Source organism: Nicoliella sp. ESL1149 (genome assembly GCF_058107265.1).
Genome location: NZ_JBYLUE010000001.1, coordinates 12,810 through 36,822 on the forward strand (window position 1 = coordinate 12,810; position 24,013 = coordinate 36,822).

Annotated in this window: 27 protein-coding genes and 1 other annotated feature; of the genes, 7 read left to right on the forward strand and 20 right to left on the reverse strand. The window is 31.8% G+C overall.

Going from position 1 to position 24,013, the window contains the following annotated elements:
• Nucleotides 1-75 precede the first annotated feature (75 nt).
• From AC3B6G_RS00070 to AC3B6G_RS00095, 6 genes are all read right to left on the reverse strand, one after another.
• Nucleotides 76-426, reverse strand: a complete 351-nt coding sequence (locus tag AC3B6G_RS00070; protein WP_489848420.1) for a hypothetical protein — start codon at nucleotides 424-426, stop codon at nucleotides 76-78.
• Between the two features lie 83 nt (nucleotides 427-509).
• Nucleotides 510-1,103: a GH25 family lysozyme gene (locus tag AC3B6G_RS00075; RefSeq protein ID WP_489848421.1), complete on the reverse strand. Its 594-nt coding sequence runs from the start codon at nucleotides 1,101-1,103 to the stop codon at nucleotides 510-512.
• Entirely contained in the window at nucleotides 1,100-2,170 is a 1,071-nt protein-coding gene (locus AC3B6G_RS00080; protein ID WP_489848422.1) for a replication initiation factor domain-containing protein, read from the reverse strand. Before AC3B6G_RS00080 ends, AC3B6G_RS00075 begins: the two co-directional genes overlap by 4 nt.
• A 238-nt stretch (nucleotides 2,171-2,408) precedes the next feature.
• Nucleotides 2,409-2,798, reverse strand: a complete 390-nt coding sequence (locus AC3B6G_RS00085; protein WP_489848423.1) for a single-stranded DNA-binding protein — start codon at nucleotides 2,796-2,798, stop codon at nucleotides 2,409-2,411.
• On the reverse strand, nucleotides 2,791-3,696 hold the full coding sequence (locus tag AC3B6G_RS00090) for a tyrosine-type recombinase/integrase (protein WP_489848424.1): 906 nt from the start codon (nucleotides 3,694-3,696) through the stop codon (nucleotides 2,791-2,793). The genes AC3B6G_RS00085 and AC3B6G_RS00090 overlap by 8 nt, the downstream gene beginning before the upstream one ends.
• 58 nt (nucleotides 3,697-3,754) lie before the next feature.
• Entirely contained in the window at nucleotides 3,755-3,916 is a 162-nt protein-coding gene (locus AC3B6G_RS00095; protein WP_489848425.1) for a YvrJ family protein, read from the reverse strand.
• Nucleotides 3,917-4,045: 129 nt separating this feature from the next.
• Between AC3B6G_RS00095 and AC3B6G_RS00100 the strand changes: the two genes are divergently transcribed.
• A complete protein-coding gene (locus tag AC3B6G_RS00100; protein WP_489848426.1) occupies nucleotides 4,046-4,210 on the forward strand; it encodes a hypothetical protein in 165 nt (54 codons plus the stop codon).
• A gap of 67 nt (nucleotides 4,211-4,277) precedes the next feature.
• On the opposite strand, the gene AC3B6G_RS00105 is transcribed toward AC3B6G_RS00100, so the two are convergent.
• The 4 genes from AC3B6G_RS00105 to AC3B6G_RS00120 form a co-directional block, all read right to left on the reverse strand.
• Nucleotides 4,278-4,508 carry a hypothetical protein gene (locus AC3B6G_RS00105; protein WP_489848427.1) on the reverse strand — a complete coding sequence of 77 codons (231 nt, stop codon included), beginning with the start codon at nucleotides 4,506-4,508 and terminating at the stop codon, nucleotides 4,278-4,280.
• Between the two features lie 35 nt (nucleotides 4,509-4,543).
• On the reverse strand, nucleotides 4,544-4,771 hold the full coding sequence (locus AC3B6G_RS00110) for a hypothetical protein (RefSeq protein WP_489848428.1): 228 nt from the start codon (nucleotides 4,769-4,771) through the stop codon (nucleotides 4,544-4,546).
• 743 nt (nucleotides 4,772-5,514) lie between these two features.
• Nucleotides 5,515-6,219, reverse strand: coding sequence for a hypothetical protein (locus AC3B6G_RS00115; RefSeq protein WP_489848429.1), 705 nt, complete (start codon nucleotides 6,217-6,219; stop codon nucleotides 5,515-5,517).
• A gap of 15 nt (nucleotides 6,220-6,234) precedes the next feature.
• A complete protein-coding gene (locus tag AC3B6G_RS00120; RefSeq protein WP_489848430.1) occupies nucleotides 6,235-6,876 on the reverse strand; it encodes a tyrosine-type recombinase/integrase in 642 nt (213 codons plus the stop codon).
• 380 nt (nucleotides 6,877-7,256) lie between these two features.
• Here AC3B6G_RS00120 and AC3B6G_RS00125 point away from each other — a divergent pair, with 380 nt between their 5' ends.
• Nucleotides 7,257-8,252, forward strand: a complete 996-nt coding sequence (locus AC3B6G_RS00125) for a CAP domain-containing protein (RefSeq protein WP_489848431.1) — start codon at nucleotides 7,257-7,259, stop codon at nucleotides 8,250-8,252.
• Between the two features lie 236 nt (nucleotides 8,253-8,488).
• Here AC3B6G_RS00125 and AC3B6G_RS00130 read toward each other — a convergent pair whose 3' ends face one another.
• Nucleotides 8,489-8,647, reverse strand: a complete 159-nt coding sequence (locus AC3B6G_RS00130) for a hypothetical protein (protein ID WP_489848432.1) — start codon at nucleotides 8,645-8,647, stop codon at nucleotides 8,489-8,491.
• A 1,207-nt stretch (nucleotides 8,648-9,854) separates the two neighbouring features.
• Between AC3B6G_RS00130 and AC3B6G_RS00135 the strand changes: the two genes are divergently transcribed.
• Both AC3B6G_RS00135 and AC3B6G_RS00140 read left to right on the forward strand, forming a co-directional pair.
• Nucleotides 9,855-10,166: a hypothetical protein gene (locus AC3B6G_RS00135; RefSeq protein WP_489848433.1), complete on the forward strand. Its 312-nt coding sequence runs from the start codon at nucleotides 9,855-9,857 to the stop codon at nucleotides 10,164-10,166.
• Nucleotides 10,167-10,181: 15 nt separating this feature from the next.
• Nucleotides 10,182-10,385 (forward strand): helix-turn-helix domain-containing protein, encoded by a 204-nt coding sequence (locus tag AC3B6G_RS00140; protein WP_489848434.1) that lies wholly within the window; start codon nucleotides 10,182-10,184, stop codon nucleotides 10,383-10,385.
• A 93-nt stretch (nucleotides 10,386-10,478) separates the two neighbouring features.
• Here the strand turns inward: AC3B6G_RS00140 and AC3B6G_RS00145 are convergent, their stop codons facing one another.
• From AC3B6G_RS00145 to AC3B6G_RS00165, 5 genes are all read right to left on the reverse strand, one after another.
• On the reverse strand, nucleotides 10,479-11,558 hold the full coding sequence (locus AC3B6G_RS00145; RefSeq protein ID WP_489848435.1) for a hypothetical protein: 1,080 nt from the start codon (nucleotides 11,556-11,558) through the stop codon (nucleotides 10,479-10,481).
• A gap of 117 nt (nucleotides 11,559-11,675) precedes the next feature.
• The gene (locus tag AC3B6G_RS00150; RefSeq protein WP_489848436.1) at nucleotides 11,676-12,140 is read right to left on the reverse strand and encodes an Lreu_0056 family protein; all 465 of its coding nucleotides are present in this window, start codon (nucleotides 12,138-12,140) and stop codon (nucleotides 11,676-11,678) included.
• 12 nt (nucleotides 12,141-12,152) lie between these two features.
• The gene (locus tag AC3B6G_RS00155; protein WP_489848437.1) at nucleotides 12,153-13,760 is read right to left on the reverse strand and encodes a type I restriction-modification system subunit M; all 1,608 of its coding nucleotides are present in this window, start codon (nucleotides 13,758-13,760) and stop codon (nucleotides 12,153-12,155) included.
• Nucleotides 13,761-13,789: 29 nt separating this feature from the next.
• Nucleotides 13,790-14,971 carry a restriction endonuclease subunit S gene (locus AC3B6G_RS00160; protein ID WP_489848438.1) on the reverse strand — a complete coding sequence of 394 codons (1,182 nt, stop codon included), beginning with the start codon at nucleotides 14,969-14,971 and terminating at the stop codon, nucleotides 13,790-13,792.
• 14 nt (nucleotides 14,972-14,985) lie between these two features.
• Nucleotides 14,986-17,949: a type I restriction endonuclease subunit R gene (locus AC3B6G_RS00165; RefSeq protein ID WP_489848439.1), complete on the reverse strand. Its 2,964-nt coding sequence runs from the start codon at nucleotides 17,947-17,949 to the stop codon at nucleotides 14,986-14,988.
• Nucleotides 17,950-18,254: 305 nt separating this feature from the next.
• Here AC3B6G_RS00165 and AC3B6G_RS00170 point away from each other — a divergent pair, with 305 nt between their 5' ends.
• Nucleotides 18,255-18,584: a hypothetical protein gene (locus tag AC3B6G_RS00170; protein WP_489848440.1), complete on the forward strand. Its 330-nt coding sequence runs from the start codon at nucleotides 18,255-18,257 to the stop codon at nucleotides 18,582-18,584.
• Between the two features lie 68 nt (nucleotides 18,585-18,652).
• Here the strand turns inward: AC3B6G_RS00170 and AC3B6G_RS00175 are convergent, their stop codons facing one another.
• From AC3B6G_RS00175 to AC3B6G_RS00190, 4 genes are all read right to left on the reverse strand, one after another.
• Nucleotides 18,653-19,021 (reverse strand): hypothetical protein, encoded by a 369-nt coding sequence (locus AC3B6G_RS00175; RefSeq protein WP_489848441.1) that lies wholly within the window; start codon nucleotides 19,019-19,021, stop codon nucleotides 18,653-18,655.
• Between the two features lie 26 nt (nucleotides 19,022-19,047).
• Entirely contained in the window at nucleotides 19,048-19,782 is a 735-nt protein-coding gene (locus AC3B6G_RS00180; RefSeq protein WP_489848442.1) for a DNA/RNA non-specific endonuclease, read from the reverse strand.
• A 138-nt stretch (nucleotides 19,783-19,920) separates the two neighbouring features.
• Nucleotides 19,921-20,340 carry a hypothetical protein gene (locus AC3B6G_RS00185; protein WP_489848443.1) on the reverse strand — a complete coding sequence of 140 codons (420 nt, stop codon included), beginning with the start codon at nucleotides 20,338-20,340 and terminating at the stop codon, nucleotides 19,921-19,923.
• A 130-nt stretch (nucleotides 20,341-20,470) separates the two neighbouring features.
• The gene (locus AC3B6G_RS00190) at nucleotides 20,471-21,427 is read right to left on the reverse strand and encodes a helix-turn-helix domain-containing protein (protein ID WP_489848444.1); all 957 of its coding nucleotides are present in this window, start codon (nucleotides 21,425-21,427) and stop codon (nucleotides 20,471-20,473) included.
• A 617-nt stretch (nucleotides 21,428-22,044) separates the two neighbouring features.
• On the opposite strand from AC3B6G_RS00190, the gene AC3B6G_RS00195 reads away from it, so the two are divergent.
• Together AC3B6G_RS00195 and AC3B6G_RS00200 are read left to right on the forward strand one after the other, a co-directional pair.
• Nucleotides 22,045-22,860, forward strand: a complete 816-nt coding sequence (locus AC3B6G_RS00195; RefSeq protein ID WP_489848445.1) for a ParA family protein — start codon at nucleotides 22,045-22,047, stop codon at nucleotides 22,858-22,860.
• Nucleotides 22,853-23,182, forward strand: coding sequence for a DUF5388 domain-containing protein (locus AC3B6G_RS00200; RefSeq protein WP_489848446.1), 330 nt, complete (start codon nucleotides 22,853-22,855; stop codon nucleotides 23,180-23,182). Before AC3B6G_RS00195 ends, AC3B6G_RS00200 begins: the two co-directional genes overlap by 8 nt.
• A 511-nt stretch (nucleotides 23,183-23,693) precedes the next feature.
• Nucleotides 23,694-23,945, forward strand: a binding site (T-box leader).
• The last annotated feature ends 68 nt before the right edge of the window (nucleotides 23,946-24,013 follow it).

Here is a 24,013-nt window from a genome sequence, read left to right on the forward strand (position 1 = left end):
ATGACCTCCGATATAATATTTTATTAGTATACATGAAAAAAAGAGATGAACACATTAGCATCCGTCTCTTTTATATTATTTATGAAGTAAATAGTATGAACCTAAATCTCCACCAATATACATTTTATTTCCTTTAATGATAACATTACCACCTTGGCCTACATTATATGTCCATTTATGATAGCCAATTGGGGTTAATTTATGGTAAGTTTTACCAGATGTTGATCCATATTTAACGCTGCCACCTTTTATATAAAATTTAGATACATACCCAGCGTTACCCTTTGAATGATAGACATTGGTATTTGGATTATATTTACCCCAAGTAGTTCCATGCCAATAACCATTAACAGTAGAAGCATTAACTGTAGTAGGGACGATTGATAGTCCTACCAATAATGTTGTTGCTGCAATAATTTTCTTCATAATAATCTCCCTTTAATTTAATTGCTCAATTATTATATCATGAAAAAATAAGAGGATAGACGTTAATTAAAACGTTTATCCTCTTATTTCGTATACCATCCCTTAAAATCATAACTCATATCAAGGTTCATTCCTTTGAACTTATCAGTGAACTGCCACGTTCCCACATTATCCAATCCCGGACGATCACTTCCATAGTTGGCCACCCACAGGTTCTGTTTGGGCTTTAGAACTGCTGGTTTGATACGTCCTGACCAGAAAAAACTGGCCATCGAGTAAGTATCGGTTCTTTTGTAACCGAGTTTAACCACCATAGCATTAAAAGCATTGATGCAAGCAGTTAAATTACCTTTAGGCAACGCAGAGTCTTCAATATCGACAACTGCAACGCTATCTGTGCCTAAACCTAATTTCTTCATTGTCTTAACAAAGAACTTAGCCTCATTTTGCGCATCAATTTTAGAAGTAAATTTGGCATAATGATAGCCGTGAACTTTGAGTCCACATTTCTTGGCATTCGCAATTTGTGATTTTGCTTTTGGATTAACGTAGTTATCACCATCAGCACTTCCTTGGGTGATTTTGACGATCACTGCTGCTACCTTTTTAGCTTTTAATGACTTAAAAAAGTCGATGGTATCTAGCTGATACGATGAGATGTCTGCTACTAATTTCATGAATGTATTTCCTCCTTCATATATCGGGTGATTGCTTCTAAATGTTTTCGTTTCATCCGTAGTTTGCCTGAGTTCAGTGAATTATAAAGCCAATCAATTTCGCCCCCTTTAGCAGCCATGATAGTTGCTAAAGTTGGGGCAATTTGTTTTTGAATCCAGGTTTCCATTTCTTCGATTGTTTTATTTTTCTTAATAATTGTTAACTTTAACTTACCTGCTTCAGAAATAAAACGTTCCCACCACCAGATCATGGGGCGACGACTTTTATTGGAGTCGCCAGTGGGCTTAACAAAACGTAAGTAGTTATTGAGCGTCCATTTTAGGACTTCTCCTACGTTGATATATTGTAATAAATGTTGAGCTACCATATTTGCTCGTTCTTTGCGATAAATCATTTCTAATCTTGTCCACTTTTCGGGGATTTTATCGAACTTTTCCTTATCATTCTTTAACTTTTGCTGTTGTTCTAAAGCTTTATTGTAAATTCGACAGAATACTTCTGATGTTTGCGAACCAAAGTAGATTGTTTGTCCGATGTATTTCCCATCACTAGTTTGGCGACTTAGAACTTGGTCCCATTTGCTCCAACGAGTGACATAATTCCTTTTCAGAGCATGTTTATGAATGCGGTCAAATTTTAAAAGCTTCTCACCAATGTCATCGATAGCAATATCAATTCTTGTAAAGTTATATTCTGGTGCAAGGGAAGCGAACATAATCAGTTCAATTAAGTCATGAACGCTGTTGTAGCTATCACACCCAGTTCCAGATAGTAGAACGTGAATCCCCATTGGATCATCAATATCAATTATTCGAGTATCCTTGGCATTATACATGATAAAGACATTACCTTCGTTCCATTTTTCTTGGTTATGATAGCCGAACCGGCCTTTAGCGAGCGGTTCAAAGTCACTATCTGATAGCCTTAGGATTTCTTTAATTAAGAATTCTGGTTGATATCCTTTGACGGTAAATTCTAACCAATCAATTTGAGCTGATAATCTCGTAGAAAACGACTCATTTTTTTGCGAATCTTCAACAAGCGATGAAGCCTTATGTGTAAGCACTTTATAGCACTCCTTATGCTCATTTTTGTGTATTTTCTACCCCCCTATTAGTGTCAGGGGGTAATACGATTAGAACCAGTCCAATCGTTAAAAAGTATCCTTAAATAAACGTCATCTAATTTAATGCTCTTCAAGGGACCGCTAAACCCCTGTAACCCCGTCTTGTCGGAAAAAGTGTGCACTTTTCCCGCCTAAGCGGAGTTTAACAGGGGCGTCCTTGAATGCGCCTTAAAGATGACTAAAATGGTAAGTCAGTGGCGTCTTCAGTCTTCTTAGTTCTTCTTTGTTTAGTTGATGGAGCTACTTTTGGTGCACTTGCTTCAGATGGACTGTTATTGCCATTCGGATTGTGTAAATAAGTGATGCGATTAGCAATAACTGTAGTATAGGTATGTTTATTATGATTAGACGTGCTAATTCGACCTTCAATCGCAAGTTGACGGCCTTTACCACAGTATTTAGCTAATAGTTCCGCTGATTTACCAAAGGTAACACAGTTGATAAAGTCGACACTATCACGTTTGGAAGTGTCATCAACTGCTAGCGTGAAATTACAATAAGTGGTTTCTCCCTTTTGAATTGCGTCTAAATCCTTTGTTAAGCGTCCTAATAAAGTTACATTATTCATGAGTTAAGTCATCCTTTTTATCGATTTTATTTGATTGATTATCGTTTTTAATTACTGCAGCAACTTTTTCAATCGTGCAGTGTGCTTTACGCTTGAGTTGGTCACTCTTCCAACTGAAAATTTCTACGTTAGGGATGCGTTCACCAAGGTAAATATTGATAGATTCCTTGGAGATACCAGCATTCCTTAACTTTTCAGCAATCATATAGCGTAAAACATGTGAAAATAATGTGATTCCCGTTTCTTCATTAAATCGGATTGCATGTTTATTGATCAAATGCTTAGTAACAGTGAAGAGGCGCTCATCATTTCGGCCATTATAGAATAGTTTATACTGCCAAATAGCATTAGCTGCTTCTTCATCCAACACTGGAATTGTGCGATTACGATTGACATCACTCACATAAACATTGATATATAAGTGATTATCCATAACGATAATATCGTCTTTTTTCAATTTAACGACTTCGCCAATTCTTAGTCCTGCTCCATACATGATCCAAAATGCAGTTCCAATCTCACTTGGTAAGTGATTCATCCAAAGTTTAAGGAGTTTTTCATCTGATGCTGATAGTACTGGAGCATCAGGTGCCTCATCCTTGATGTATACTCCTGGTATAACAGGATTAGCTCGCATTTTACCGTCTAAACAGGCAAGTTGATAGTATGTTGCAACGGAATTGAGCTTTGCGTTAATGGTATACATCGTTTGTCCTTTTTCTTTTAAAAATTCCCGATATGAGATAATATCCACGGTGGTAGCCTCAAAGGGATCGAACTTATCTAATTCGCTGATTAGAAATTGATAAAAGTCGCGGAATCGTGCTTGATACTCAATCACTGTCCGTTTTGATTTACCTAGTCTTACAAGGCTTAATTTAAAGTTCTGCTTTTTCACTTTTACACTCCTTTTTGCTTGCCTATATTTAAATACGCAAAGTGGATTGGTTTACTTTTTATTTTTCAACAACTTTTTCAATTTTTTCTGATATTTTTTCAGGAATTGCGTTCAAGCTTGTAACTAAGGCATCTAACTTACTTTCAATTTTGAAAATCAATACTAATGCAATCGCTACTCCTGAAGTTTGTTCAAGTATGTATCTTATGATTTGATCCATAATAATGTACTCCTTTCAATTAATTAATATTTAAATCTTAGCAAATGTTGGCTTTCTACAAGTGAACTTAGCTAAATAAATCGTGATAAAATGAAATTAATTTATAATCACAAGAGAGCAGGTATGAATATGAACAATCAAAAATCACCCTTAGCTATTTTCTTTGATAAATTAGCAGCATTATTTTTATTGATTGATATCATGGTGGGGCTGCTGTTTTGGGGTGTTATCCTATTGATTTTGCTATTTATTATGGGATTTGCTTTGTTCGAAATTTTAAAGGCAATTTTTTAAACAAAAAAAGGCTCGCATCTCTGCGAACCCTAAAAATACCTTTGCTGTTGTTACATATCTAAAAAACTTATTGCTTTTTTTTTGCATCATATAAAACTTCAGTCTTACTATCTACATATGCAATCTTAGTAACTGCAATTGCTGGACCATCGCCGACAATAACGGCGTTCGTACGAATGAAATGCTCACGTACTGCAGTAATATCTGAATCAGTTAACTTCTTTGGTTTATCGATAGATAAAGTACGTGTTACATCTTTACCTGATTTCTTACCTGAAAATACAATTTCTAATGCCATCTTGCTCACTCCTTTCTTTTAATTTTTATATTTAGTTAGGCTTTGTAAACAAGGTCCTTAGTAATTACCTTGGCGTTGATCGTTTGATCAGCTCCTTGTTCACGTAAGCGAAGCAATAATCTTGCTAAGTTCCATAGCCCTTCATCAGTGGCTTTGGAATTCAAGTTAGCCATAGTGACGGTCTTATTCTTACCATCTTCTTTAAAGGTAACTTGAACAGCTGTACTTTGATTAGTACGTAAGTGAGTAACTGCATCTGCCATGAGAAATCCTCCTTTCTTAATTCGATATATGTAGTTTATCAAGAAGGCTTTTTCTACAAGTGATGATTTGAAAACTTTTTGAAGTATTTTGCTTAAAAGAAAAACACTCATTGATATAAGAGTGTTCAGTAATGAAGATTCAACCTAGGGATGAGTTTTAATATTAAAGGAGCTTTTCACATGAATGTTGGAGCTTCTTTTTTGTTATGTTGATTAGGGGTATGTCGCAAGTTTAGGACACATAACCGAGGAAGAGCAGTCGTAAGAACGCGACTTTTAGCGATATTCGGTGATTATAATTAACCACAATCGCCGAATATCGCTAAACAGGAGCTTTCGTAATTTAGTAACAAGGTCAGTCCGCGGAGTATCAAATTTATATACATCAGGATTAACAGATTTAATTAGCTATAATTCTCCTGGTAAGACTCGGGAAGTGCTTTTCTTTTCGAGGCTTACCAGGTTCTCGAGGATTATAGATAATTAAAAAGTAAGCGGATTTGGTTTTGTAGATTATAAGAAACCGCGACTACCTTGAATTAGGCAGGTGGCGGCGGGTGGGGAGTGGTAAAGCTGCTATGGGAAAAGTAGATATTAAGAAGTAAAAGTTATCATTTAACTTTATGAAATTAAACTTGTTCAAAAATACCAAATCAACTTCGATAATATAGCTCATCTAGCAACAAGAGAGCTTATTCTCATTAATGAATAAATACTATTAATTATTTTAGTTACTTTAATTTTTATTCTATTTTAATTTCTTCCTTTATTTGATCTACCCCATTAAGAAGTTGAATTATGTTATCATTTAAGTCATCGATTTCCCCCTCCATCCTTCTAAATGTTATTTTATAATTCGGAGCAACTTCATATTCATATGAATAATCTTTTAGTTTATTTTTTATATATTTAAAATAAGAACCTCTAAAATTGCCAAAAATATCTGCCATCATTTGAAATGAATTAAAGAATTTATTTTTTGTGTAATTCTTGTAAGATTCTATTTCATATGACCCAAAATCATAACTACTAATTAATATATAATCCTTTGAAATTATACCTTGTATTTTAAGTAACGATTGTTTTAGATCATTATATTCATTCATAAGTTCGTAAACACTTTTTTCTATATCAGAAGTATCCCCACTTACTTTTATATCAGGATCCTTCATACTTATTTGTATTATATCTATGTAATTTAAAAATTTTTTATTGAAGTTTATAACATTGATTAAATCTGATTTCAAATCATTTAATGCCTTATATCGTTCAATATATACCTCAGCTCTTATCGAATTATCTCTTTCTGACTCAATCTGTCTTGAAAGTTCTTTTTTATTATTCCTTAATTGCTTATTAAAAAACAATGCAGACCCCCCAAAACCTATTAATCCACTTATAATATTCCCTGCAAAGTCTAGTAAATTACCTGCTTGTATTCCTAACATATACTACTCTCCTTATTATCCAAAGTTAATTCCTGATAGTGCTTTATCAGTCGTTTCACGATCTAAGCCAAGATACTTTAATGTCATCTCCGCACTAGAATGGTTCAACAGCTTCATTACTAACGCAATGTTGTATCCTGTTTGTTTGTAGACTAAGTAAGCACCGGTCTTGCGCATCGTGTGGGTACCTAAGCCATCCATACCCAATAAATCGCCGACTTTCTTCATGATGTGATAGAACTGTTTCGTCTGCACGTGGTCGTTCGCATTGCGACTATTGGGAAAGAGCCATTCTGAATGGTAGTCGTGTTGTCTTAACCAAGCTTGATAAGCTAATAAATCCGTTTCCACGGGCTTTAAGAAAAGCTGGTTCTGTTTCTTAGTTTTCTGATCATGAATGAAGGCATGTTCTCGAATATTACCATTTTCATCGAACACATCACTATACTTTAAACTTAGCACATCACTAACCCGTAACAATGTCGCTTTGCCAACTTGAAAGATGGTGTAATTACGTCTACCGTATTTTGGAAAATTATTGAGCAACGTGTCTTTCACTTTAGCAATGTCGTTCATATTTTTTAATGGTTTCACATTTTGTGCAGAATGAATTGCATTCCGTTTATTAATTTTCGTTCGTTGATCATGATCTAACATGAAAAATCACCTCTTAAATTTAATCCCTTAATGTAATAATAGCACATAAAAGGGATTATACATAAAGGCATGATTTAAAAGTTGCTGAAATAAAGGCAAAATAAAAATCCCATAAAACAGTTATGGGATTATAATAAAAATTCATTATATCATTGTTCACTAAAACAATAATATAATGTTAAAACACAAATGTTCATAGAATTCCATTTTAGTGAGTTAGGTTTAAGTTAATGTAACTATTATCTTTTTTCAACTTAGCTTATTAAAATTTTTATTTTGTTCATACAGATCTTTTAATAAAATCTAGCTTACTTGTCAAAATTAATATAAAATTAAAAATAAGACCAAAATATAAATAATTATACAAGGAGCTATTTTTAATGAAGAAATATCAAAAAATCTTAATATTAATAACAGCTGTAATCGGCTTTAACACCATCAATCAATTCAATACTGTTAAACCTAGTACCACAGTACATGCCAAAACAAAACACACTAAGAAACACATAACCAAAAAGAAACATAAGAAAAACACTAAAGCACCGAAAAAGAAGAATACCTCTAAGAAAACTAAGAGTAATCCAAACGTAACCTCAGGTGATCAACTAAATCCAGCCATCTTTAAAGATCCTAATTTATCATTATCAACAACTGATGATAGCAAATTTAACCCTAATCCTTATGTTGCTAGCGACTTTAAAGTTGGTGACATTGTTAACTATAATCCTAACTCTGAAGTAGATGGAATTTATGCACAAATACCAACCAGTGAAACTGACGATAGTACCATGCGTCCGGCAATTGAAGAACCCCAATGTAAAATTATCAATAAACAAACTAGCAGTTGGGGAGTCGTTTATTATCAACTTCAATTTACAAATAGTAAAGGCTGGGTAATTGCTAATGATGTTTATCCAGTCAATCTAAAAGTTAATCCAACTAATAACGATTTAAATACTGCTGAACAATATGCGATGCATTATGTCAACTACATTCGAATTCAACACGGACTTCAACCACTCCAATTCAGTGCTGATATGCAAAAAGTTGCTGAAATTAGAGCTAAACAACTTCAAGATAATTATAGTCATGCTGATGCTAATGGAAATTTTGCTACTGAAACTGTTTATAAGCAACTTGGATTATCTAATAATTGGCGACATCTTAGAGAAAATATTATGCAATATCCCAAAGATCAGGCTAACAACATTGCCAATGCCATTTATTGTGTAAATGATTTCACATATGATGATGCAAGAACCGAAAGTGATGGCAGTGGCTGGGGACATCGTGAGAACATTCTTGATCCTAATGTAACTAATATGGGAATTGCTATGGATGACAATGGCTACACAGCAATGGAATTTGAAGGATAGTAAACTAAAAGAGATCTAATGGTCTCTTTTTTTCTACAAAAAATAACGTTCTATCAAAAAAGACTTGTCGAAAGGCAAGTCTTTTCTTTTTTAACTATTTAAACAATTTAATTTTCGTCTTGATAACATGTGCTTTATTTTTAACAGTAACTTTATACTTGTAAGTACCCTTTTTTCTTACTAATCACCTTAGCTTGGTATTTACGACCGACTAACCATCTTGCCACGAGCCCACTTTACGTTGAGCTTTTTTTACTATCTTTAACGGCTTTGTTATCTGGAATTATACCATCTACATGGTAATCAACCTTATTGTAGTTGATCTTTTTACCATTGGCACTTGCCAAACTAACAACTTTACTACCACTACTTGGCGTCTTAATCGAATAAGCCAACGGTTTAACTTCAAAACTATTCGTATAACCATGAATAAAGAACGCTTCATAATTGAATAACATCTGATAGTTTAACGATGGTGCAGTTGACCATTAGCTAGTTGATATTATCACTCGTCGCATTATCAGAACTGGAATTATCAGATGCACTTACAATTTGATGTACATATTATCATAATTGGCGTGTTAAGATACTCAAATGAAACAAAAAAAGAGCACTCATTGAGTGCCCTAATTGTGATCAACTGTTCCCCAACAATTGATTTAGATGTTTTACTTTGATTGATTTCCTTAGATTCGTCATTGTTACAGTAAGTGTACCACTTATTGCAGCATGGGCAAATCACTATTTTAATGACCATCATGATAATCATTAATATTATCTAATCATGTTTCACATCTAGTCTAAGACTAGGTTGTGTTATTTTTAACATAAATATATGACACATTAAAAGTATTGCTAGTTATTCACTTTAAAGATATGCCAATTATTATTAAGTATGCGTCACTAGTAAGAAAGATCAGTTGGAATAATTTTTGTTTTACTATGGGTATAATTTAACAAAAAAGCACTCAATTAAAATCGAGTGCTCTCTTGTTAATTATTTGTCTTTACGATCATTATCCTTATGGACAATTTTCGCAATCACATTGGATGTAATTGAACAAATAGCTAGTAATAAACTGTAAACGAGAATTACCGCTAGTTTAATCATATATCATCCCTCCTCTCTTTTTAAGAGGTCGTGGTGTCTTAGGCAACATCACTACAATAGTATAACATTATAATTAACATTATTAGTACTCACTTATTAGTAGATTATTCTCAAATTATTAGTAGCAATTCTTTCAATAAATATCTTCTTGTGATAATATGTAATTGTAAACGAGATAAAGCTAGTTTTAGTTATAATCATGTATCATCCCTATATGATGATTTAGGCGTCATCACTTAGGAAAAGCTGGTTGGTCTATCAAAAGACCGCTCATCATAATTAGAGCCACTTCACTAATGTGAAGTGGCTTTTTGTATCGTTAACACAATCCAAATATTATTTAAATAAGCTATTAACACCACTAATGATTAGAAATAAGGACAATCTAGTAATATATCAATAAAGTGTACTCAAATGAAACGATTTACAAAGAAATACTAAAATACCATTATGATATAATACTAAAAGATAAATATTGGAGGAAGATATTAATGAAGCAATTAAAAATCACTTTTTTAAGTATTTTATTCGCTGCATCATTGGGTACAGCTGCTCCAACAATTGCTAACGCAGCATCTGTTAATGGAAGTTGGAATGGATCAGGTTATCATATTTACATTTACGGTGGGAGCTCAAAGAAAATCGTCTTACATGGACATAAAATTGCTCTTAAAAAAGTTGGAAAAAATACTTGGAAGTTAAAGCCTAATAACTATTCACAGCCATTCAATATTATATACAGCAATATCAATAAAGTATCGATTGGTGATTGGTTCCATGGATATACTTCTTTACATCGTTAAAAAGAGGTAATCATAATGGATGATGCTCAAAAATCAAAGGAATTTGTCATTAACGGAGGTTGGTCACTATACAAAATTAGTAAGGAAACTGGCATCCCCAGTAACAGCCTTTCCCGTTTGAAACATGGAACTATTGATCCATACAATATGGCGTATAGAAGTATCATGAAATTATCAAAACTCTATGATGAAAACAAAAGAGGGAGCGTAAAGAATTAATCTTTACGTTCCCTCTTTTCATTTTAAAAATGATTACTGTTATTAGAGTATTTTTATATCATACCTATTTCAAAACAATGATATTATATAATTTTAACTCGCATTTGATCTACTATTACTTTCATTTTTGTCAGATAAATTTTTAATATTTGTAGACATTTTTTGGAATTTCTTTACTAAATCATCTTTCTCGCTTTGTAGTTGTTTTTGTTCATTTAATAAATCATTATTCTCACTTTGCAGTTGTTTTTGTTCATTTAGTAATTCATCTTTCTCACTTTGCAGTTGTTTTTGTTCATTTAGTAATTCATCTTTCTCACTTTGCAGTTGTTTTCGTTCATTTACTAAATCATCATTCTTATTTAGTAATTGATTTCGTTTATTTAGTAATTCATCTTTTTCATGTAACAGCTTTTTGTATTTCTTATATTGAATATATAGATCCCTAATTGATTTAAAATCAAATTTCATTATAATAAAAATATTTATATATAGAAAGGCTATATTCAACCAAAAATCTATTTTAATAATAAAATAAAGAAAATTATCAATCGAGAAATGACAAACTATCTTCATTATGAAAAAAGGTGGTAAGCATTGTATTACATAATTATAAAAATATGAAAAGTAAGATTTTTTGTTTATAGTTTTTCTTATAGAAGCATTAAGATTAAAAACCCCAATAATACCAATAGTAATAAATATTAAAAATAAAGAAATTAAAAATTTATCATAATTAGAATTATTTGAAAGTTTATTTTCATATCTAACTGTATAGGCTATTCCTAATGATACAAGAGCCGTTAATAAAATATATTCTGTAAATAAAAAAATTCTACCTAGTATTCTATGACTCTTAAAATGGCCATGCAAATTATTGTTAGAAATGTACGAATAATTTTGTATATATCCATACAGAAATGTTGATATTATAGCTATGTCAGTCGTAATAATTGCTTCGTTACTAAGCTTAAATAAAATTTCAAGAGCTGTAAATGGTAAAATAAGAATCAATAGAAAGAAGCTTGCTCTAACGTCATTATTAGAATCTGTATTTTCGGCAATTATATCTAGTTTTTCAGAATTTTTAGCGTTGTTCGTATCTATTTTCGTAGATAATATTTCTATTTTTCGATTAATATCATCTAAATTTAGATTACTCGTATTATGCACACCTCTCATCATTTAAAATTGATTATTTATTATAATATAAATTTATTAGTAATTGATCTCCTTCAAAACTAAATTAAAATAATCCCTTCATACATCGTTGTATTGATGTTTATTAGGTTAATAATTCTTCCAAGTTCCTCTAGTTTTAATAATACTAGCAAGATGATTTACACTAGCTTTTTGTTTACTTGTTGAGTAATATCCTTTTATTAAGGAAGCAACAGTTGTATATCTAGTAACAGGAAAAGCATGTGCATTATCTGAGTATGTTTTCATTAAATGATAAACAACTATATTACCATGAACCTTAAAATAAGTGTCTCCAATGCCATCTCCGTTTAATGATAAATCATAATCACCATGTAATTTAGAGGTCTTTGGATAACTATTATGCGTATAGAAATTAGAGAATTTAGCTAAATGATTATTAAGTTCACCAGGATTAGTTTTTTTATTTAGCATAATACCAATTTTCTTATTTGTAATAGCATTACTTGCATTAACTTTACTAGTTGCAAACAAACTACCAATTGCTAATGCGCAGGAAAGTGACAAAGTAGTAATTAATTTTCTATATTTCATGTTTAAATCTCCCTATTTATTAGTTTTTGTATCCTTTAACATATCATTTACTTCGCTATACACCTTATCAAATTCAGCACTAAGGTCTTTAATAGCTTCACGTTCTGCTGAAACATCAATATCTGGTTCAGGTTCGAATGTATCTACATAACGTGGGATGTTTAAATTAAAGTCATTTTCCTCAATTTCATCTATTGAAGCTAAATGTGCATACTTATCAACGTCTTTACGTTCAGCATACGTGTTAATTATCTTATTGATGTTTTCAGGAGTTAGCTTATTTTGATTCTTTCCCTTTTCAAAGTCTTTACTAGCATCAATAAATAAAATATCAGAATCATCACGTTGTTTTTTTAAAACTAAAACAACGGTTGGAATACTAGTAGAATAGAACAGTTTTTCAGGTAATCCGATAACTGCAGCAATATTATGTTTCTTAATTAGTGCCTTTCTAATATCGCCTTCCTTAGCACCCCTAAACAAAACTCCATGAGGAAGTACGATTGCCATAGTACCATCTTGTTTTAGATGATAAAGTCCGTGCAATAAGAATGCATAGTCTGCTTTACCCTTTGGCGCTAAACCATAATCTTTAAAACGTGGATCTTTTAGCTTGCGCTTGTCGTTATCCCAATGTGCAGAATAGGGAGGGTTCTCTACAACTGCATCAACACTTACTGGATGGTCGATATTAGTTTTAGGATCCACTCCATCAGGCCAATCTGAACCTAGTGTATCTCCATTACGTAATTTCATATTATGATAATCAGCACCGTGCATCATTAAATTCATACGTGCCAAGTTATACGTTGTCGTGTTTAGTTCTTGTCCATGAAAAAATACCTTATTTTTCTTGTTGCCATCAGGAAGTGCGTCTTTAACGGTCAATAATAATGAACCAGAACCCATTGCAGGATCATAGACATCAAAGTGTTCATCATTAGGCTTTAATCCGTAAGTAACTAATTTAGCTAAAACTTCAGAAACTTCATGTGGTGTATAGAATTCTCCCGCTTTTTTACCAGAATTTGAAGCAAATTGCGCAATCAAATATTCATAAACATCACCTAAAATATCATGTCCATTCTGATCATTGTAATTAAACGAGCTAACCAAACTAACAATTTTACTTAATGATTTTGCACGTTCATTAACATTAGAACCTAAGCGGCTGTTCATTAAGTTAATATCAGAAAAGACTCCACTAAAGTCTTGTTCTGTAGTTTTATTCAGCTGGGTACTTTTATTAAAACATTCGAACATATCACTAAAATCAGAAGCAACAATTGTCCCATTGTTTACTTTTTCTTCAATAGAATCCCAGGTTAAATCTGGTTCAATCGCATATCCGTTATGTCTACCACTAGCTTCTAAATAGCTTTTTAAGTCGTCACCAGTAGCTGCTTTTTTATAGGCATCATTGATACTTTCGTCTTTAGACACAAATAACAACTTATGATCAACAAAGTATTTACCCTGATGCTCAGATAAATATCGATAGAACATAAATCCCAGAATGTAAGTTTGAAAATCGGCTGGATCCATATTTCCTCGTAGTTGATTAGCCATATCCCATAATTGATTTGTGATTGATTTTGCGTTTGTACTAGTATCGGTCATAAACTAGTTTACCTCTCTATCATTTATAATTAGCAAAACATTTGTTGTAAATATCCCTTTTTCATCAATTTAAGATGTTGTAATTCCTTGTTTTCAGTTTCAATAGAATCATCTAACTTAGAAAAAAATGAACCAATTTTTCGTTGCTCATTTAATGATGGCATCTTAAACATTAGATTTTTAATATCTTTAGAACTAACTGAACTAAATGTTGATCCTACACTTAATTTAGACCATACATTATTTTTATATAACATTTGTAGTAAATAAAACAAGAATTCATTTCCATCAATTGAACAAACACCACGACCGATAACAACATTATCATATTGATTTATTGCAGTTTCTCCAACAGGAGCTCTTACAGTTAAAATAATATTACCCTTTGTTGATTTCCTTGTAATTTCCTTTGTAAAAACTCTTGGATATACTAAACCATCCCTAATATCAGCATTTCCTTGTACCAGGATAGGTTGATTATTGTCCTGGGTATAATTGATAGAACTTGGAGATTGACCCATTATTACTTCAAAGTCTTTTCCAAGTTTAACTTCTTTCCAATCATCATAAAATCCATTAAATCTTATTTCTGGTTCTTTTTGTGCCTGTTTAACAAACATCTTCTGCAAATACCCTCGCTTCAATCGTTTTAGATGTTCAATCTTCTTTGTTTGTAAATTAATTAATCGATCTATTTTTTTAAAGAATGAACCAATCTTTTGTTGTTCATCAATACTAGGAATATTAACTGTCTGACTTGAAACAATTTCAGAATTTAAATTAACTTGGCTTCCCGGTTGACCATATTTTTTCCATTTGTTTTTAAATCTCAACAACCATTGAAACATATATTCTTTATCAAACTTTGGATTATTAAAAATAATAAATCCATCGTGAACACCAGTGTTAACATAATTTATAACTGGAGATCCAACTGTTGCAGCTATACTAAGAAGTAAATGTGGTGTTCTCAATACCCTGGTTTTTTCTTCACCAAGTTTTGATATATGTTGTTCAATATGATGTATTCTTCCATTTTGTTCAGTAACATCCGCAATTCTTAGCCAACCAACATCTGAATTTTTTTCAAACCATTTAGGATCTTTTATAGGCCTTGGAGATGCTCCTCTAACTATATCTGCTAAATCGCCAATTTTACAATATTTCCATTCTTCATCAAAACCTTTAAATCTCAATTTTGGCACAGCCATTTTATAACCTCTTCCTAACTTCTAACTATCTCATCTGCTAGCTTAGTAATTGCCTTATTAAATGTGTTGTAGTATTTAATTGGGCTTAGTTGCTGAACCGCTATGCTTCCATTATCATGATAATGTTCTTGACCATATGATACAGATTGATCAACAATCCCTTCAATATCATTATTCAAATCATCTTTACCTGGTTCATGCATTTTTAATTTATCTAACAATGCTCCTAAATGATTAAATCCTTGAAGACCATATTCATTTACGAATGTATCAAATAATTGTTGTTTTTTATTGCTAGATAATTGCATAATTATAGACTTCATATCATTTGCTGATACGGGATGTTTGTCTACACTCTTATTAACATCCCCATTAATAAAGTCCCTAATTTGCTCAACATATCTCGGGTCCTTATCTTGCAATCGATCTAAGTACCCTAAAATTTGTTCTTTTAACTTATTCACACGAGCACCATCTTCAGATGTCTTCGCTGTATATTGTTTATTGGTAAACTCAGCAAGCAATTCATGCAAGTAATCAAAATTAACGACAACTTCATTCACATGCTCCATTTTTAGCGTTAGGTTAATTGGATCAGTGTGTTGCTTCTTTGCCAAATTAACTTTCAACGTTCCAGATATACTTCCCGTTAATCTAGCTTCATCATCTTCGGTTAGTCCAATGTGTTGCAAGAATTCTTCATTACTTATCTCTTGATAATCATCACTTTGTTTAGCTTGAATAACCTTTTGATTGTAGTGTTGTAGAGTCTTATAAAGTAATTGTTGTTCTTTTTCACTGTCCGGAACCTTTCGATAATGATCAGTTAACTTATCGATTTGATCAACCGTTAGTCTTAAATCCTTTTCTATCTTTGGAAAAGAATCAGCTAGCACATCAGAAGGAATGGGTGCTCCAATATTCTTAGCCTGCTCAGCAGAATCTGGATTAGAATAAACAGCTAATGCCTCATTCATAAGCTTTTGATTATGTTTAGGCCAACGATAGTTAACAACACGTCCAAATGGTTTGTTGTCATCGAAGATACGATTAGTTCTAGAATAAGCCTGAATTAAGCTTGCTCCTCGTAACGTCCTATCTACATATAACGTATTTAATTGTGGAGCATCAAAACCAGTTAATAATTGATCAACAACAATCACGATATCCAAGTAATTTTTATCAGGGGTAGTCCTTTTTAAACGACTAACTACATCTTCTACATATTCATCAACTTTGGTATTATCTAGATTAACTTTAAAACGTTGACTGTATTCTTTAATTACACGACTTAAATCCATGTTTTGTTGATACTGATTATCATCATTGTTGGTTTTCTCAGAGAAGGTAACTGCCACCTTTAATTGTGGTAAACTCTCATTTTCACTCATTTGTCTATAAAACTCATCATAATACATCATCGCCATTGGTGTTGAGACTGCACCACCAACGTGGGTAGTTAAGAGAGCATTAAATTCACCATTAGAAGAGCGACTATTCCAATGAGTTAGAATATCATGAACAACTAATTTAACATGATCTCTATTGTTATCGTACACACTTGATGCCACCATATCATCCATGTCAGTATCACTTAAATTATAAATTTTGTTTTCGATTTTATTAGCCGTCCAGTTGGGATGCTTTTCTAATAAGAATTGTGGTAAGTACTTGTCTTTTAATTCTTGATTATCTAAGGTCGTCTTAAAATCAACCTGGAATCCCAAAACGTTATGGTCAGCAATAGCTTCTGAGATGATATAGCGATGCAAAACATCCCCAAACAAAGATTGCGTTGTAGGACCATTCTTGGGATCAAAGTTAGGTGTACCAGTATATCCAACCCATGCCGAGTTCTTGATACTACTCTTAATCTTCTTCATCATGTTACCAGCAGTTGAACGATGAGCTTCATCAACAATAAAAACAATGTTTTGACCAGAGTCTTTAAATTTTTCGCTACTTACCAGTTTATACATCTTTTGAATTGATGTTACGATGATTTGATTCCGTCTTTTTGCACGCAGTTTTTTTCTTAAATCACTTACGTGTGCCGTAGAATCGACAATTCCACTATTATTTTCATCTCTATTAGGATCATATGCCTGATACTCTTCAGCTGTTTGGTTAGTTAGAGCAACTCTATCAACTAAGAAAACAACTTTATCAACATTTGGCAGTCTAGATGCTAAGAATGCCGTTTTAAATGATGAAATCGTTTTACCAGAACCAGTTGTATGCCAAATATACCCTAACCCCTGATCTTCAACTTCAAAGTCATGATGCTTAATCGCATTAGTAACGGCTTTAGTGGCATAAACTTGATAGTATCTCATAACCTTTAGCATTTGATGATTAGGAGTGTTATCTAAAATCATGTAGTTAACAGCCATTTGATGCGCCATTGGTATTGAAAGAAATTGGTCACAAAACTTCTTCCAATCTACAACAGGTAACCGTTCTTCTTTTTCTTTCCATTGAAAGGCAAAGTTAGGATTAAAGTCTTCGGCTATACAATTAGCCATATATTTAGCATCATGAGGGGCTAAAGCAACTAATATTTGAACAGTTGAATAAATATCACTATATTGATGTTCACCTTGATATAAATGCATTTGATTCAAAGCATCATTTGCATCAACTGAGTCTTTTTTTTCTTCAATTTGAATGATAGGCAAACCATTAATTAATAACGTTGTATCAAATCTTCTTGTCTTATTCCCATCTATAGCATTAGGAACTTCAATTTGCTTTGCAATTTGATATACCGTATTTCCAGCTCCAATTTCATCTTGATCAAATAATGTTAAGAAAACAACCTTTCCATCTTCTCTTTCGATTGAAACTTGAGCCTTACCGTTAATCCCATAAATGAAACGACCAGCTTCGAACGGCGTTTTTGTCTGACTAAGTAACTGTGCTTTTACTTGTGCAAATTCTTGGTCAGTTAAAGGTTTAGGTAACTGATCATAATTCAATTTATAAACAATGTTTCTAAAGTTGTCCCATAGTTCTTCTGTTGTATGTACATCAAGTGGTTGCCAAGATTAATTAAATAATTATATAATTCATCTTCGAATTTTAGTTCATCGTTATAAACTACCATTAATAAATCAAACGCCCTTCTTCTTTAAATCCATTTCGTTAACCCATTAATTCATAAAAATAATAATATTAACTATTATCATATCATACATAATAAGATGTTATATGCCTACCTTGACATATCATGTATAATTAAAAAGTTGTGCGCACAACAAAAAAATACAGGAGTTGTTTATATATGAAACACTTGAAACAATGCTTCATTACATTACTTTCTGCAATTTTAGTTGCTACGAGTTTTGGTTCAATATCTAATTCTGCAAACGCTAAGGATCGGGTTTTCAAGAAGAAAAAAAGTACCACAGCTGTTTACAAGACAGATAATTTAAACCAAAAATATGGACCTGAAACTAGTGGTGCTGGTGATAATGCAAAAGTTTGGATTGCACCTATATCAGGTACGAAATACCATTTCTTGAATCATTCACAACACTTTGGTAACGCCAAATACAAGAAAATCGTTACTTTGAAGTGGGCTAAGGCTCATGGATATACTCAGGGTAACTAAGGTTAACGAAAAAGGAAACACATTCATTGCACTTTAAACAATGAAAATGTTTCCTTTTTTAGTACATATTATTTATACCACTTAGTACCTGGGGCAAAGTAGAAAATATGGGCACTGCTTTTCATGCTACTATTTTTAACGATACAACCACCGCCGGTACTCATTAAATATGATGAACGTTTTAACTTAGTTCCAACTTTTAACGTTTTGTAATAATGAAAATGATTATTTGCTTCACAATTACCAGTTCTAACACGATATACTTTAACTGGCTTTGTAGTAATAACAGAATGTGTAGCTTCTTTCCCATATTCATTGCCATTAAGCGTTCCATCTGAATTATATCCAGAATAATTATAATAAGATGCGGACGCAACAACAGATGTTGAAACTAACATAGAAAACAAAATAACAATACCTAGTAATACTTTTTTCATAATTATAAATTCCTTCTTTATTTTTATTAATACCAACTAATCTTAGGCTTAGGAACTCTCATCGAGCTATCTCTACTTGCCTTACCAGTAGCGTAGTTATACTTCACACCTGGTTGAACATTGTAAGCATAGACATTAAAGTTAAGCTTCTTATTAGTAGAAATAGCTTGGAGATGAACACCTTTAGCCATCAAATTATTACCTTTAAAAATAGGTGTTACTTGGTAAATAACTTTATAACCCTTACGCATTGCATTTTTAACTCTATTTTCAAAACGTTCTTGAAGACTTACATTGCAAAATGGAGTTTGAGCAAATAAATTCTTACCATTATTTTGGTCACCAGCTTGATTTGATGCATTATATTTACCACTAGGGGTTATTCCTTTAGACATGGTATATGCAATTTCATGCCCACGTTGAATCGTCCAATGATGGTCTATTTTGTTTTGATAAAACCCAGTTGGTTTAATGGTTTGTGTTTTCCGCAAACTATCATCAGCTAAGTTCTTCTTAGTAACGTAAGCTGTATTACCACCAGAAGTACGACCAAGATGATCTAACTTTGAATAATCAATATGATCATACTTCCACCCATGGGCACTCAATGTGCTCTTTCCTTTATGTATATTTACATATGCTTGATGACCTGACTTGTAGTTCCAATCAGCTAAAGAAGCATTTGCAGTTAAACTTCCTGAAATTGTAAATCCTAAAAATAACGTAACTGTAAATGAAACTAAGTGATGTTTAGACTTCACTTTATAATTCCCCCTAAATTCATTTCGAACTTTTTTAGTTTATCATTGTTTTTGTGATACGTCATCAAAAAATTTGTATAAAAAAAGAGTGCACTAAACACCCTATAAATTAAATAATTCAAAATTTTAAGTTAAAAACTACTTCTTAACTTCTGCTATCCAATAAGTATTGTATGGATTCTTGCCTAGTTTAACATTCTTAACCCACGGATTAATAATCCATTCATATGGATCACTTGAAGACCATAAACTCATTTCAGGGCCTTTAGAAATTTGGAATCCGCCAGGAACAGTGGCACTATATGCCCCCTTTAAAATACTTCCCTTAGGAATAATTTTACTCTTAACAGCACCTTTACTACCGATTGCATAAGCTTTAATTGCCTTAGACGTCTTAACAGTTCTAACATTACTAGTCCAGAAATGCTTTAATCCAGCTTTTTTACTGGGATGGTTCTTTTGCCAAGTAGTTTTTGCATTTACAGTTGTATTAGTAATAGCATATGTTGCACCTAATAAAGAAATCCCAATTAATAATTTAGTTACCATTCTTTTCATATAAATTCTCCTTTTCATGATAATGAACTAAAATCGGTGGAAAATGATATTAATAATTATAAAGAATAGGTATTTAGGCGTCAATTTAAGTTTTTATTTTCAAAAGTTAAAGTAAGTTAGTATTAAACTACTAACATGAATAGTTAGCTCTCAATTTTCTTAGTTTTTCCAAAGCAAGCTCATTCTTCTTTTTCATATCAGGAGTTAAACGATTCGATTCACGGTCATAATTCTCATGCATCCACTCTGGAACCTGATTATTAATTAATTGTTTATTTGTTGAACAAGTAGTACTTGTTTGTTCATCATTTTCAATACCCATTGCATCCCTAAAAAACGTCTTCAACGCATTAAACAAGTATCCAGCGTAATTAGCTCTATTCTGTAAATAACTAAAGATATGATTTAATTTATCTCCAATTTTCCCACTTAAACTAGTGTTATGTTCAAAACGAGATTCAGGTCTATTCAATAAATGATTCTCTTTAGCGATTCGATATTTAGCTTTATTAATAATTCCAACGATATCATGCGCTTTATTCAAATCATGATTAACAAAACGAAGAATTACATTAGCAGCAGGTCTAGGAAGCATTCCTTTTTCAGTAACACTATTGACCCAACATTCTTCTTGATTAACAACGAAAGATTTATTTTTTTCGCGTTTTTCTGTATTAACTGTATTATTTGTATTTTGTTTTATGATTTTAGTTTTCTGATTAATTGGCACATTTTGCCGGACTGGAGTGGAAGATTTTGCCGGAACGTTTTCAGTAGAAACTTCTTCCAATTCATAATCAGGTAAGAAAATTTTATTAGGACGATTGAATTGACGCTTGGAGACTACAAGACCTATTTCAACTAATTTAGCAATTGCATTTCTAACAGTCCGCTCACTAACATTTATCACCTTAGCTAGTTCCGCATTAGGGAAAATGACAAACGAAGCTGATTGTTTTTTGTCATAGAAACGAGCATCTTTCATCGAAGATTTCATCCGATCTGCGATGAATGAATAAACCAAAACTTCATTAGGTTTAAGTCCCTTAGCAAACATGTCTGTATATGTCTTAACAAATTGACGCATAATAAAAACTCCCTTTCCGATTCATATCGATAAGAGAGTTCACTAAATATGTATAGTTTTTTGGTATATCCATTTTTGAATGGTATAATAGAACTATAAATTTACGAGTGTTAGCAACTGTTAACCGGCCAAAGTTAAGTGTGGTTGCTAATGAACTCCCTATTGATATGAATTGAGCATCCTGCATTGTGGGGTGCTCTTTTTATTTATACCAATAGAATACTTATATCTTTGACTTTTGTCAATAGCAAATACTGTATACTACATTACTACAATATTACATTACTACTTTACTACATATAGTAAATATTACATTACTACATTACTACTTGCATTAAATACTACTATGCTACAAAACTACATTACTACTTTACTACAAGTAGTAAAGACCACAATACTACATAGATAGATATCAATCAATGAATACTAATATAATAATAAATTTATTGACACTTAAAAGTGTTAATACTACAATACTACATGTAGTAATTATTACAAAACCACAGAACTACATTACTACAAGTAGCATTTACTACAAAACCACAAAACTACATTACTACAAGTAGTAAAGACTACATAAATCATCTTAAAAAAATTTTTTTACAGGAGATCTATTTATGGCTAAAATTGTTACTTTTGGAAATTTCAAAGGTGGTACAGGTAAAACAACGAATAGTTGTATGATTGCAAATCAACTTGCAGTAAAAGGATATAAAACTTTAGTTGTGGATTTAGATCCACAAGCAAATGCAACTTCTATGCTTTCAGCAACTAAAAGGGCTCTAACGAATGAGGTTGTTCATTTTGACACTACTATGATGACAGCGGTTAGTGAAGGTAGTTTATCTAAAATTGTAACTAAGATTAAGGATAATCTTTATTTATTACCTAACTTTGCTGATTGGTCGTCATATCCACTTTTCTTAGAAAAGAAATTTAGGAACAGTCAATATGATCGAGCAACATACTTCAAGAAACTTTTAGGACCAATTGAAAATGATTATGATTATATTATAATTGATACTCCACCAACAATTAGTGTCTACACTGATTCTGCTTTAATGGCATCTCAGTATGTAGTTATTGTTTTACAAACCCAACAACGTTCATTTGATGGTGCACAAACATATCTAGAATATCTTAGAGAACTTGTTAAAAACTATAATGCCAGCTATAAAATAGTTGGAATACTTCCGGTTTTATTAAAGAATAGTTCACAAGTTGATGAAGTGATTTTGCAAAAAGCTGTTGAAGAATTTGATAAAGATAATGTATTTGAAAATATTGTTAAAAACATGGAAAGATTAAAACGTTATGATATTATTGGAATCGTTGATCCTAAGATTCAAAAACATGATATCCATGACCGTAAAGTAAATCGTTTATATTCACAAATTACGGATGAGTTTATAAGGAGAATTAACAATGTCTAAAAATTTATTAGAAGAACAATTTGATAATAATCAAAAAAATAAAGAAACTCCCAAAGATATGTTTTCACGTTCTAATTTGGACTTGGATAATGAGGAGACTAAGACAAGGAAAAAAACTACTCAAAATAATAAAACTAGTACACTTAGAATTTCATTAACTAATATAAATCGCCTTAAAGCGCTGAGTGAAGTTTTGCAATTGAGTAGTATTGATGAAGCGATTGGAAATGCAATGGACAATCGTGAACTTAGTCTTAATGATACAGAAAAAACTGAATACAAAATGATGCTTAAAATTTTGAATCGCAAAAATAATCTTTAATCATTATAATAAGAACCTCTTCTATTTATTAGAAGAGGTTCTTATAGTACATACTACAATACCACATTACTACAAGTAGTAAAAACTACATCACTACTTTACTACATTACCACATATATTTATGTACATTACTTATTTCATTTTTTAGTGTATAACTGTTGTTATTCAGTATAACCGTTAGTACAATTTTTTAATTAAATCATTAAATAATACTACAAGTAGTATTAACTACAATACTATTTTACTACAAGTAGTAATTACTACGTTACTACATTACTACTTTACTACATAATTGATTATTAAATATTTTTTCTAAATATGTAAATTGAAATTAGATAATAAATAGCTTTCTAAGTAATAATATTAGTATTCTAAAAATAAATTTAATTAAATAATAAAAATTTTCTACTATAAAAAGAATTAATAAATTGTATTAATATGCATTATTTTTTTCAAATAATTTATTGACAGCATTTTTTTACGGTGTTAGGATTATGTCAATCTTAAATAACAACGAGCGATGAAAAGATAAGTAAAATCTGAATTGTCTTTAGAGAGTTAGCGTTTGGTGAAAGCTAGCGTCAATGATGATTTGAAAATGGTCTTCGAGCGGAATTCGGTTGAGCAGATTGTTAAATCGAATTGGGATGGACTCCATTAACCAAGTCCGAGTATACCTGATATTTATATCAGTCGTACTTATGAGGTGTGTAGTGTAAGCTAGACACGAACAAAGGTGGTACCGCGATAGATCGTCCTTGGAACATGATTTTCATGTTTCAAGGATTTTTTTTTGCTTAAATTCTAATACAAAATTATAAAACAGGAGAT